This is a genomic window from Thermotoga sp. SG1, assembly GCF_002865985.1.
Taxonomy (GTDB): Bacteria; Thermotogota; Thermotogae; order Thermotogales; family Thermotogaceae; genus Thermotoga.
Genome location: NZ_LNDD01000001.1, coordinates 135063 through 147495, shown reverse-complemented (window position 1 = coordinate 147495; position 12433 = coordinate 135063). Strand labels below are relative to the sequence as shown.

General features: G+C 47.2%; 10 protein-coding genes. 9 read left to right on the top strand and 1 reads right to left on the bottom strand.

Going from position 1 to position 12433, the window contains the following annotated elements:
* The first annotated feature begins 9 nt into the window (after window positions 1-9).
* The 7 genes from AS006_RS00725 (at window position 10) to AS006_RS00695 (ending at window position 8587) form a co-directional block, all read left to right on the top strand.
* Window positions 10-1080: an aldose epimerase family protein gene (locus AS006_RS00725; RefSeq protein ID WP_101512474.1), complete on the top strand. Its 1071-nt coding sequence runs from the start codon at window positions 10-12 to the stop codon at window positions 1078-1080.
* Window positions 1081-1161: 81 nt separating this feature from the next.
* Complete coding sequence (locus AS006_RS00720) at window positions 1162-1800, top strand: L-ribulose-5-phosphate 4-epimerase (RefSeq protein ID WP_101512473.1); 639 nt, start codon at window positions 1162-1164, stop codon at window positions 1798-1800.
* Window positions 1801-1811: 11 nt separating this feature from the next.
* Window positions 1812-3332 carry an FGGY-family carbohydrate kinase gene (locus tag AS006_RS00715; RefSeq protein WP_101512472.1) on the top strand — a complete coding sequence of 507 codons (1521 nt, stop codon included), beginning with the start codon at window positions 1812-1814 and terminating at the stop codon, window positions 3330-3332.
* A gap of 4 nt (window positions 3333-3336) precedes the next feature.
* Window positions 3337-4548 carry a sn-glycerol-1-phosphate dehydrogenase gene (locus AS006_RS00710; protein ID WP_101512471.1) on the top strand — a complete coding sequence of 404 codons (1212 nt, stop codon included), beginning with the start codon at window positions 3337-3339 and terminating at the stop codon, window positions 4546-4548.
* Between the two features lie 67 nt (window positions 4549-4615).
* Entirely contained in the window at window positions 4616-5068 is a 453-nt protein-coding gene (locus tag AS006_RS00705; protein ID WP_101512470.1) for a PadR family transcriptional regulator, read from the top strand.
* Window positions 5065-6798 (top strand): ABC transporter ATP-binding protein, encoded by a 1734-nt coding sequence (locus tag AS006_RS00700; RefSeq protein ID WP_101512469.1) that lies wholly within the window; start codon window positions 5065-5067, stop codon window positions 6796-6798. The genes AS006_RS00705 and AS006_RS00700 overlap by 4 nt, the downstream gene beginning before the upstream one ends.
* Complete coding sequence (locus AS006_RS00695; RefSeq protein ID WP_101512468.1) at window positions 6791-8587, top strand: ABC transporter ATP-binding protein; 1797 nt, start codon at window positions 6791-6793, stop codon at window positions 8585-8587. The genes AS006_RS00700 and AS006_RS00695 overlap by 8 nt, the downstream gene beginning before the upstream one ends.
* Before the next feature lie 13 nt (window positions 8588-8600).
* Here the strand turns inward: AS006_RS00695 and pfp are convergent, their stop codons facing one another.
* Window positions 8601-9860 (bottom strand): diphosphate--fructose-6-phosphate 1-phosphotransferase, encoded by a 1260-nt coding sequence (gene pfp / locus AS006_RS00690; protein WP_101512467.1) that lies wholly within the window; start codon window positions 9858-9860, stop codon window positions 8601-8603.
* A 216-nt stretch (window positions 9861-10076) separates the two neighbouring features.
* Here pfp and AS006_RS00685 point away from each other — a divergent pair, with 216 nt between their 5' ends.
* Complete coding sequence (locus AS006_RS00685) at window positions 10077-11180, top strand: citrate synthase/methylcitrate synthase (RefSeq protein ID WP_101512466.1); 1104 nt, start codon at window positions 10077-10079, stop codon at window positions 11178-11180.
* Entirely contained in the window at window positions 11173-12429 is a 1257-nt protein-coding gene (locus AS006_RS00680; RefSeq protein WP_101512465.1) for a 3-isopropylmalate dehydratase large subunit, read from the top strand. The genes AS006_RS00685 and AS006_RS00680 overlap by 8 nt, the downstream gene beginning before the upstream one ends.
* The last annotated feature ends 4 nt before the right edge of the window (window positions 12430-12433 follow it).

Here is a 12433-nt window from a genome sequence, read left to right as displayed (position 1 = left end):
GAGAAAAGGATGGACTATCTTATGTGCCACATTGAAAAGGAGTTCTTCGGAACAACATTTGAAGGGATTCCTATTTATCAGTATACACTCGTAAACAAAAACGGCGCGATGGTGAAGATCATCACCTATGGTGCTATAGTGAGAGAACTCTGGGTGCCAGGCCGCTCTGGCACCCTTTTCGATGTCGTATTGGGATTCGACTCTCTTCAAGAGTATGAAGAAAAAAACGCGAGTTATTTCTTCGGAGCGATCGTGGGAAGGTACGCAAACAGAATAGCAGGTGGAAGTTTCAAGATCGATGGTGTGACCTATCAACTTGCTTTGAACGATGGTGATCGCCCCAATGCACTCCACGGTGGTGTGAAAGGGTTTTATACTAGGGTTTTCAAAGCTATTCCTATGAAGACACCCAAAGGGCCCTCTCTCGTTCTGAAGTATCTGAGTCACGATGGTGAGGAGGGCTATCCTGGAAATCTGGATGTCACCGTTATCTACACTCTCACAAACGAAAACGAGTTGAAGATAGAATACCGTGCCACAACGGATAAACCCACCGTTGTGAATCTCACACACCATTCCTACTTCAATCTCTCAGGTGATGGAACAATACTAGATCATGAAATCATGATAAATGCCGATCACTACACTCCGGTCGACGAGAACCTCATACCAACAGGAGAAATATCGTCGGTTGAGGGAACCCCTTACGACCTGAGGTCTTTCAAAAGATTGGAAGATGCTATCGAACCACTGAAAGATACTCCAACCAGGGGATTCGATATAAACTACGTTCTGAACGGCAAGGATGGTGAATTGAAGCTTGCAGCGGTTTTGAAGAGCAAAAAAACCAGCGTAAGGATGGAAGTCTATACGACGGAACCTGGGCTCCAATTTTACACGGGAAATTTCCTTGATGTAAAAGGAAAGGGTGGAAAATACTACAGTCCTTACTCTGGTTTGTGTTTGGAGGCGCAGCACTTTCCTGACTCTCCGAATCATTCGAATTTCCCAAGTACCATTTTGAGGCCCGGGGAAGAATATAGACAGATTACTGTTTACAAGTTCTCGATGGAGGGTTGAAATTGGAAGGTTGAAAAAGATAAGAGTTTTTCTATACGAAAAATTTTGACTGTACGTTTACCCATAAAGGAGGTAAAAACTATGTACGAAAAAGAGCGAAAAGAACTCTACGATGCCCACATGATACTGGAAAAATACGGTCTTGTTGCTTACACGAGTGGAAACGTCAGTGTGAGGATAGGTGATCACGTGTTGATAAAACCCTCCGGTGTTCCCTACACCGTTTTGAAACCAGAAGATTTCGTCGTGGTAGACCTGGAAGGAAACGTGGTGGAAGGTGAGAAAAAACCATCTGTCGACACTGCAACACATCTTTATCTGTACAAACACCTGGACTGGGCAAAATCTGTGATCCATACCCACTCCACCTTCGCCATGGTGTGGGCGATTCTGGAAAAAACCATCCCCGTTCTTTGCACAGCCCACGCGGATGTGTTCGGAGAGGAGATTCCGCTGACAGAGTACGCTCCCGTTGGATCTGAAGCGATAGGAAAAGCAGTACTGAAGGTGATCGGAAAATCCGGTGCTGTTCTTCTCAGAAAACACGGTGTAATGGTCGTGGGGACCTCCGTGGAGGACGCTGTGAAGAAGGCCATCTTTCTGGAAGAGGTTGCAAAAGCGGCTTACTTTGCAACACTTGCAGGAAAACCAGAACCTCTACCACCTGAAGAGGTCGATCGTCTTTACAATCAGTATCACACCAAATACGGGCAGAAGTGAGGGGGGAGAACATGTACCTCATCGGAAGTGATATAGGAACACAGGGGACAAAGTCTGTTATCGTGAACGAAAAAGGAGAAGTACTCGCGGAAGCCTTTAAAGAATATGAAGTGATCACCCCAAAACCGAACTGGGCTGAGCAGTGGCCGGATGTGTGGGTGAAAGCGGTCTTCGAAACGGTAAAGGAGGTAGTGGAAAAATCCGGAGTCCCAAAAAAGGAGATCGCCGGGATCGCAATAAGTGGACTCTACGGTGGATCTGGAATACCTGTCGACAAGAACATGCAACCTCTGAGACCCTGTCTCATCTGGATGGACAGAAGAGCAGTGAAGGAGACAGAGTGGGTGAAACAGAACGTTCCCAGGGAAAAACTCTTCGAGATCACGGGAAACTATGTGGATTCTTACTTTGGTTTCACCAAGATCATGTGGATCAGAAACAACGAACCTGAGATATGGAAGAAGATCTACAAGTTCATCACCCCAAAAGATTACGTGATCTACCAGATGACGGGAGAGATCGTCATAGATTACTCCTCTGCGGGAAACCTCGGAGGTGTCTTCGACATCAAAAAACTCACCTGGTCAAAGGAGATGTGCGATATACTGGGTATTCCAATCGAGTTTCTACCAGAGAGGATCGTGAAGTCTTCGGATATAGTTGGAAGGGTGACAAAGGAAGCTTCTGAACTGTGTGGTCTTCTTGAAGGAACACCCGTGGTCGCAGGGGGAATAGACGCTCCTGTAGCGCAGCTTTCTGCTGGTGCTCTCGAAGAGGGAGAACACGTGGCAATGGTGGGAACATCCACCTGCTGGGGGACCGTGCACGATGGATCAAAACTTGCCTTTGGTCTTGTGAACTATCCGTACGTGGTCTACGATACCGAGAGGATCTACACGTTCGGAGGATCCGCCACAACGGGAGCTCTTGCAAGGTGGTTCAAGGAGCAGTTCGGAGAAAGTGAAACGATTGTCGGCGAAAGAACGGGCATATCACCGTATCAACTTTTCGACAAAGAAGTGAAGGATATTCCTGCTGGAAGTGAAGGCATCGTTGTTCTTCCCTACTTCATGGGAGAAAGATCCCCGATCTGGGATCCCACTGCAAGAGGTGTGTTCTTCGGTGTCACTCTTTACCACAAAAGAGCGCACCTTTACAGAGCACTGATGGAGGGAGGAGCGTACGCTCTAAGGCACAACATGGAAGAAGGACTGAAGGCTGGTTTGAAACTGAACGACGAGTGCTGGATTGTCGGAGGTGTTTCGAAATCCTCCGTCTGGGTTAAAATATTCGCAGACGTCACCGGTTTCAAAATGAGACAGGTGGCGAGTCTTGTGGAGGCTCCTTACGGGGATGCTTTCCTCGCAGGACTGGGAACGGGTGTCATCGACAAACCGGAGAGAATAAAAGAATGGGTGAAGTACAAGGATCCGGTAGAACCGGATCAGGAGAACAAGAAAGTGTACGACAGGTACTACGAGATCTACAGGGAGCTCTACGAGAGAACAAAAGATCTGATGGCGAGGCTGTGAAAAAATGAGAGACATTCTTGGAAAGACCTTTGAGTGTACCTGTGGAAGAATTCATGAGGTTCCAGACATAGAAATTGTAGGGTCGTCTATAAAAAGCGCACCAGACATCTTCCCGGAAGCGTTTTTCATAGCGGATTTGAACACCGCTTCTCTGGTGAATCTGCCAGAGAAGCGGTCTTTTGTCTTTGCAGAAAAAAGACCTCTCACCACCATGGAGAACGTGAAAAGAGTGATCGAAGAGTCCGGTGATTTTCCGGAAATTGTCTCGATCGGATCGGGCAGCCTCACCGACATAGCAAGGTACGCTGCGTACCTTTCCGGAAAACAGTTCTCGTGTGTTCCCACGGCTCCCTCTGTTGATGCGTACACCTCCACCGTTGCCCCCGTTCTGGTGGATGGTGTGAAAAAGACGTTCAAGGCAATACCACCACGGAAGATTCTGATCGACATCGACGTTTTGAGAAACGCACCGATCGATCTTCTGAGAGCAGGTGTTGGAGATATCATCGCGAAGGTTTCGGCGAGGATGGATTGGATCCTATCACATATCGCAAACGACGAGTACATCTGCGACTTCGTCTGGGATGATATAAAGGACCTTCTGAAAGAGGTCCTGCTGAGATCCGAAGACATCTTGAAAAGAGAAAAGAGCGCTGTCAAGACTCTCATGGATGCCCATCTCGCCTCGGGTTTGAACATGGTGATCGTGGGAAATTCGAGGCCGGCGTCCGGTGCTGAACACATGGTGTCTCATCTCATAGAGATGTTCCACGAAGAAAGGGGAGAACTCCCCCCATTCCATGGTCTGACCGTTATGATAGGGGTTTTCGTTTCCACGAAGGCGTACGAGATATTGATGGAAGAAAAGAACCTACCTGTGGAGGATTTTTCCATAGACGAGAGAAGAAAAGAGCTTTTGGAACTTTTCGATGAGAAGAAAGTGAAGGAGTTTTTGGAAACCTACAAGGGGAAAAAGATTCAGGGAGTCGATCTGGAAAAGATCAGAAAAGCACTGGAGGATATCTACAGTGAATTTTTCCCGCTTCTCAAAAAAGCCCTTGAAACGATAGATGTGACTTCGATGATCAGAAAGTACAGGAGAGACTTCCTGTCGAAGATCGTGAGGCTCTCAAACACCATCAGAGACAGGTTCACCATCCTGGATGTTTTCGACGAAATGAAACTTTTGAAGAGTTTCTCCAGAGAAATATTTTGAAATGTTTCTGGATATCGGTTATAATTTCTGTTGAACAAATAATCTAAAGATATATCTGGTGATAATCATGCGAGATATCAAAGGACACCTTAAGTTTTTGGTTCTTCATGTTATCTCTCAGGAGCCATCGCATGGATACCACATAATGAAGAAGATTTCTCAGATCATGGGGGCAGAGCCTCCAAGTCCTGGTGCCCTCTATCCTGTTCTTTCTTCCCTCAGAAAACAGAGATACATAGAGACACACGAAGAGGGAAAAAAGAAGATCTACCGCTTGAGTGAGAAAGGAAGAAAATTTCTGAAAGAGCATGAAAAGGAGATAAAAGAAGCACTGGAGTTTGCCGAAAGGTTCAGGATGTTTTCCGAAATATGCGGATCTTCCATAAGGAATGTGATGGATGTGATCTTCAAGAACGTGAAGAACCTGAGTTCAGACCAGAGAAGCAAGCTGAAACAGATCACGGAAGAGTTCGAAAAGAAGGTGTACAGCATCGTTTACGGAGGGAAGAATGAGAAATGAGAACGCTTGCACGCTACCTTAAGCCTTACTGGTTGTTCGCCGTTCTTGCACCCCTTTTCATGGTCGTGGAAGTGATATGTGATCTTTCACAACCAACTCTTCTGGCACGCATCGTCGACGAAGGAATAGCTCGAGGAGATCTTTCCGTGGTTTTGAAAACAGGAATTCTGATGCTGATAGTAGCTCTGATCGGAGCGGTTGGGGGAATTGGCTGCACCATCTTTGCAAGTTACGCCAGCCAGAACTTCGGTGCTGACTTGAGGAAAGATTTGTTCAAGAAGGTGATGAGTTTTTCTGTCTCCAACGTGAACAAGTTTCATACATCTTCTCTGATCACACGTCTCACCAACGATGTCACACAGCTTCAAAATCTGGTGATGATGCTTCTCAGGATCGTTGTGAGGGCTCCTTTGCTCTTTGTGGGTGGGATAGTGATGGCAGTGTCCATCAACGCCCGACTTTCTTCTATATTGCTCTTTCTGATACCACCCATAATTCTTCTTTTCGTGTGGCTCACCAGAAAAGGAAGTCCTCTCTTTCGGAAGATACAGGAGAGCACCGACGAAGTAAACAGAGTTGTGAGAGAAAACCTCATGGGAATCAGAGTAGTTAGAGCATTTCGCAGAGAAGAACATGAAAATAAAAACTTCCAACGAGCGAACGAATCCCTAAAGAGATCCATCGTCAACGCCTTCTCTTTGATCGTCTTTGCCCTGCCTCTTTTTATCTTCATAGTGAACATGGGAATGATCGGTGTTCTCTGGTTTGGAGGTATCCTGGTAAAAAACAACCAGATGGAGATAGGAAGCATCATGGCATACACGAACTATCTCATGCAGATCATGTTCTCTCTCATGATGATCGGAAACATACTCAACTTCATAGTCAGGGCGGGTGCTTCGGCAAAGAGAGTTCTTGAGGTATTGAACGAAAGGCCTGCAATCGAAGAGGCAGAGAACGCTCTGGCTTTCTCCAGTGCGAAGGGGGAGGTCTCTTTTGAAAACGTTGAGTTCAGATACTTCGAAGGGGCAGAGACAGTCCTCAGCGATGTGAACTTCTCTGTAGAACCTGGCGAAGTCATCGCCGTTCTGGGAGAAACGGGTTCCGGGAAGACCACCCTCATGAACCTCATACCAAGACTCATCGATCCGGATCGTGGACGTGTGAAGGTTGATGAAACAGATGTAAAGATGGTGAAGCTGAAAGATCTGAGGAAACACATATCCGTTGTTCCTCAGGAGACCATCCTTTTTTCCGGTACCGTGAAAGAGAACCTGAAGTGGGGTAGAGAAGACGCCACGGACGAGGAGATCATTGAAGCAGCGAAGATAGCTCAGATACACGATTTCATAGCTGGTCTGCCCGAAGGTTATGATTCTCGCGTTGAAAGAGGCGGGAGGAATTTCTCGGGAGGCCAAAAACAAAGGCTCTCCATAGCACGGGCTCTCGTGAAAAAACCCAGGATTCTGATATTGGATGACTGTACAAGTTCCGTCGATCCCATAACGGAAAAAAGGATACTGGGAGGTTTAAAACACTACACAAAAGAGTGCACGACGTTCATCATCACACAGAAGATCCCAACGGCACTCCTTGCCGACAAGATTTTGGTTCTCCACGAAGGAAAAATCGCCGGGTTTGGCCTTCACGAAGAGCTCCTGAAGAACTGTAAACCTTATCGTGAAATATACGAGTCCCAGTTCGGAAATGGGGTGATGAACGGTGCCTGAGATCAGAAGACGTCCACACGGTCCCGTTCTGGAAAAATCGGCACTAAAGAATCCAAAAGCTACTTTGAAGAGATTTCTTGGTTATCTGAGACCACACGTTCTCACCCTGACACTGGTCTTTGTCTTCGTCACCGTGTCTTCTTTTCTTGGAATACTCTCGCCGTACCTGATAGGAAAAACGATCGATGAGGTCTTCGTTCCAAGGGCGTTCGATCGATTGCCTAAGTACGTGCTTGTTCTTGGATCAATCTATGTGCTCACTTCTTTTCTCTTCTGGCTTCAGGGAAAACTCATGCTGAAACTTTCCCAGGATGTTGTCTTTCGCATGAGAAAGGAACTCTTTGAGAAACTCCAGAGAATACCGGTTGGTTTTTTCGATAAAACACCCCATGGAGACATCATGAGCAGACTCATAAACGATGTGGACAACATAAACAACGTCCTTGGAAACAGCATTGTCCAAGTGTTTTCCGGGATCGTAACTCTCATCGGTGTTGTGATCATGATGTTCAAGGTCGATATTGTGCTTTCACTCGTAACACTCTCCATCGTTCCTCTGACAGTTCTGATCACCAGGATCGTCTCCAGCCGAACAAGGAAGTACTTCTACGAAAACCAGAAAGTCCTGGGTGAACTCAACGGGATAATAGAGGAAGACATCTCCGGGCTTTCCGTTATAAAACTGTTCACCCGCGAGGAAAAGGAAATAGAAAAGTTCAACCGTGTGAACGAAGTTCTCAGAAGAGTTGGGGCGAGGGCACAGATCTTCTCAGGAATTCTGCCGCCCCTGATGAACATGGTCAACAACCTCGGGTTTGCTCTGATCAGTGGTTTTGGGGGATGGCTCGCCCTCAGAGGGACGATCACGGTGGGTACGATCGCCACCTTCATAGGGTATTCCAGACAGTTCACAAGACCGTTGAACGAACTTTCGAACCAGTTCAACATGATACAGATGGCACTCGCCAGCGCAGAGAGAATATTCGAAATTCTCGATCTCGAAGAGGAAAAGGATGATCCCGAAGCCATTGAACTGAAAGATATGAAAGGAGAGATCGTGTTCAGAAACGTCTGGTTCTCCTACGACAAAAAAACACCCGTTCTCAAGAACATAACCTTCCACATAAAACCTGGTCAAAGGGTCGCTCTGGTGGGACCCACCGGTTCTGGAAAGACGACCATAGTGAACCTCCTCATGAGATTCTACGAGGTGGATGAGGGACAGATCCTCATCGACGGCGTGGACATAAAGAGGATAAAGAAAAGCTCTCTGAGATCCAACATAGGAATCGTCCTTCAGGATACCATACTGTTCTCCACAACTGTGAAAGAAAACCTGAAGTACGCAAATCCCGATGCAACGGATAAGGAGATAGAAGAGGCAGCGAAACTGACGCACGCCGATCACTTCATAAAGCACCTTCCGGAGGGATACGACACGGTTCTCACGGACAACGGCGAAGATCTGAGTCAAGGGCAAAGACAACTTCTTGCCATAACCAGGGCCTTTCTTGCAAATCCAAAGATTCTGATACTGGATGAGGCAACAAGCAACGTCGACACGAAGACAGAAAAGAGTATACAGTCGGCCATGTGGAAGCTTATGGAAGGAAAGACCAGTATCATCATAGCCCACAGGTTGAACACGATCAAAAACGCAGACCTCATTATCGTTCTGAAGGATGGTGAGATCGTAGAGATGGGAAAGCACGACGAGTTGATACAGAACAGAGGTTTTTACTACGAGCTCTTCACGAGTCAGTACGGTATGATCCTGGAAAAAAAGTGAGCCCCGGAGGGGCTCATGGAAGTTCTGTCGTGTGCCAGTATTTCTTTTTGAATTCTTCCGGTTCCATCTTTGCAAGTTTTGCCAGTTTCTCCAAGGTGTTTTGGTCCTCAAGGTCCTTTTTTTCCAGCCTTATCATGTACTTTCTTGCCACTCTATAATCTTCAGAGTGAACATCCACCAATCTCACCTTGGTTCTGCCGGTCTTCGGATCCATGAAGGCATCGAACGGCAGGATCTTTATCCTTCCTCCGACAACGCACACCATGCCACCTGGAAGGTCCGAGTAGTCTCCAAGGAGAAATCTCACTGCACCGTATCCGAGTGTTCTGGTGTAGACGATGTCGAACGGAATTGGTCTTGCGCTTCTGAGCTCGTAACCTATCGTGACATCGACGATGCGGATCCTTTCTCCCCTCTCAGCAAACCTTTTCTCTATGGCCCTCTTCAGGATCGTTGCAAGTGGGATTTCAGCGAGCCTCAGATGGCCGTGTGGATCTTTTTCCACTATCACTCCCGGAATGTTGGCAAGTTCTTCTGGATCCATCTTTTCTGCAATTCCTTCACCTATGATAGCTACTCCGTCGTTTCTTCCCATGAGTTTTCTCTTCAGGATCGCCCCGTCAAGAACGTCGCACACCTCCTCAAGGGTCACACCTTCTCTGAATTCTTCGGGAATGATGGTGATCGTTGCACTTGCTGCCTTTCCCACACCTAGGGCAAGATGTCCCGCTTCTCTTCCCATCATCGCCACAAAGTACCATCTATCTGTTGTTCTTGAGTCCTGCATGAGGTTGTAGACAAGCTCTGTCGCCACGTGTCGTGCCGTTTCGAAACCGAAGGTGGGCATGTTCTCTGGAAGAGGAAGGTCGTTGTCTATCGTCTTTGGAACGTGGACCACCTTTATTTCGCCTTTGGATCTTTCACACACCTTGCTTGCAGAGAAAGCGGTGTCGTCTCCTCCGATTGTAACAAGGTATTTTATTCCGAGTTTTTTCAAAGCCTGAACGGTCTTTTCAAGTGTCTCTTCGGATTTTGCTGGGTTCACCCTTGAGGTTCTGAGGATGGATCCTCCTTCGATGTGTATTCTGGACACATCCTCGATGGTGAGCTTTTTCACCATGTTCGTTTTTCCTTCCACCAGATGTTTGAATCCATCGTAGATGCCGATCACCTCAAGGCCGTTGTTTATGGCTTCGATGGTGACCGCACTGATCACACTGTTGATACCAGGTGCCGGTCCTCCTCCGACGAGTATTCCCAACCTTTCAGCCACTTCTACCCCTCCCCGTGCTTAATGTCTTCAAAACATATTCTACCAATTTTTCTGCGGAAATGTTAAATCTTCTTCTCAAACCAAAGCATTAAAATGCCAGATTTTCTATGTGTGATGGTTTAACTTCAACTTCAAATTCGTATGATAAAATTTCCCAAAGCCCTCCTTCATTTTTAATCATCCCGGTGTATAGTTATACAACACGGAGGTGTTATTTTGATACAAAAAGGATTGGAAGGCGTCAAGATATGCAAAAGTTCAATATGTTATCTGGATGGTATCAACGGGAGACTCTTCTATCGGGGTATACCGGTCGAAGAACTGGCGGAAAAATCGACCTTTGAAGAGACAGCGTACCTGCTCTGGTACGGGAAGCTTCCCACCAAAAACGAACTGGAAAAGTTCAAAAAAAAGATGGCAGAGTACAGAGACCTTTCCGATGAAGCGGTTAACATACTCTACCATCTTCCCAGAAATCTTCACTACATCGATGTTCTGAAGATATTCCTCTCAATACACGGTTCAACGGACGGGGTGGATGAAGATCTCAAGGAGAAAGCGATAAAGATCGCAAGTGTTTTTCCTACCATTCTCGCGTATTACTACAGGTATTCAAAAGGGGAGGAACCGATAAAGCCAAGGAAAGATCTGTCGCACGTGGAGAACTTCTACTACATGATGTTTGGGGAGATGAACGGAAAGGTTCGCCTTCTGGAATCTGCTTTCATTCTCCTGATGGAGCAAGACATAAACGCCTCCACCTTTGCTGCCCTCGTGATAGCCTCCACCCTCTCCGATCTTTACTCGTGTATCGTAGGGGCTCTAGGTGCTCTCAAAGGACCTCTCCACGGCGGAGCGAGCGAAAAGGTTCCACCCATGCTGGAGGAGATCGGCAGTGAAGACAGGGTAGAAGAATTCGTTCAGAAGTGCCTGAAAGAGAAAAGAAAAATCATGGGTTTTGGACACAGGGTCTACAGGACGTACGATCCAAGGGCGGTCTACCTGAAAAAGGTTCTACAGAGGCATTTTCAGGACAGCCGGCTTTTCAAAATTGCCAGTAAACTTGAAGATTACATAGTTTCAAACAGGATAAAGAACATATATCCCAACGTGGATCTGTACTCCAGTATCCTGTTTGAGGAGTTCGGATTTCCAAGGAACATGTTCACCGCCCTGTTTGCTACCGCGCGTGTCGTGGGCTGGACGGCCCATGTGATCGAGTATGTGAGTGACAACAAACTCATCAGGCCAACGAGTGAATATGTGGGTCCTCTGAACATCGAATACATTCCCATCGAGCGGAGGGATGAGAATGGGTAAGACGATGGCAGAAAAGATCTTTTCCGAACACGTTGGAAAGGATGTGAGGGCTGGAGAGATCGTCCTCGCCAAGGTGGATGTGGCCATGGCCCAGGATGGAACCGGTCCTTTGATGATAAAAGAGTTCAGGGAACTCGGTTTCAAAGAGGTGAAGGTTCCGAAGGCCTTTTTGTTCATCGATCACGCTTCTCCAAGTCCGAGAAAAGAGCTTTCAAACTCACAGAAATTGATGAGAGAGTTCGGCAAAGAGATGGGAGTTACCGTCTTCGATGCGGGAGATGGTATTTCCCACCAGATTCTTGCGGAAAAATACGTGAAGCCAGGAGATCTTGTAACCGGTGCGGATTCACATACCTGTACAGCGGGTGGCCTCGGTGCCTTTGGGACAGGAATGGGTTCCACAGACGTTGCGATCGTGTTTGGCCTCGGTCAGAACTGGTTTAAAGTGCCTGAGACGATAAAGATCGTGATAGAAGGAAAGCTTCAAGAAGGGGTCTATGCAAAAGACATCATCCTCGAGATTGCACGCATCTTGAGGAGCGATGGGGCGACCTACAAAGCGCTCGAGTTCCATGGAAGCTGCATCGAAAACATGGATGTGGAAGATAGACTCACCATCTCCAACATGGCAGTGGAAGTCGGGGCCAAGGCAGGGCTCATGCCGTCCGATGAAAAAACAAGGGAATTTCTGAAAAGAATGGGAAGAGAGGAGGACTTCAGAGAACTGAAGGCAGATCCGGATGCAACCTACGAGATGGAACTGGCAATAGACGCGTCTTCTCTTGAACCCCTTGTGTCTCTGCCTCACTATGTGGACAACGTGAAAAAGGTGAGTGAAGTAGAAAAAGAAAAAATAAAGATAGACCAGGTGTTCATAGGTACCTGCACCAATGGAAGGCTTCAGGACCTTGAGATTGCCCTGAAGATTCTGGAAAAACATGGAAAACATCCGGATGTGAGACTCATCGTCGGGCCGGCTTCGAGGAAAGTGTACATGGATGCCCTTGAAAGGGGAATCATCAAAAAGTTCGTAGAACTCGGTGCTGCTATCATTCCGCCGGGGTGCGGTCCTTGTGTGGGAATCCATATGGGCGTTCTCGGAGATGGAGAGAGGGTTCTTTCCACTCAGAACAGAAACTTCAAGGGAAGGATGGGTAACCCCAACGCGGAGATCTATCTTGCATCTCCTGCAACGGCAGCTGCTACAGCAGTGACCGGATACATCGCAGATCCCAGAAGGTTCATCTGAAGGA

Excerpts from the sequence above, each read along its gene's own strand:
- AS006_RS00725 (WP_101512474.1), top strand. The coding sequence starts at position 10 with ATGGACTATCTTATGTGCCACATTGAAAAGGAGTTCTTCGGAACAACA.
- AS006_RS00710 (WP_101512471.1), top strand. The coding sequence starts at position 3,337 with ATGAGAGACATTCTTGGAAAGACCTTTGAGTGTACCTGTGGAAGAATT.
- AS006_RS00680 (WP_101512465.1), top strand. The coding sequence starts at position 11,173 with ATGGGTAAGACGATGGCAGAAAAGATCTTTTCCGAACACGTTGGAAAG.
- AS006_RS00700 (WP_101512469.1), top strand. The coding sequence starts at position 5,065 with ATGAGAACGCTTGCACGCTACCTTAAGCCTTACTGGTTGTTCGCCGTT.
- AS006_RS00720 (WP_101512473.1), top strand. The coding sequence starts at position 1,162 with ATGTACGAAAAAGAGCGAAAAGAACTCTACGATGCCCACATGATACTG.
- AS006_RS00705 (WP_101512470.1), top strand. The coding sequence starts at position 4,616 with ATGCGAGATATCAAAGGACACCTTAAGTTTTTGGTTCTTCATGTTATC.
- AS006_RS00715 (WP_101512472.1), top strand. The coding sequence starts at position 1,812 with ATGTACCTCATCGGAAGTGATATAGGAACACAGGGGACAAAGTCTGTT.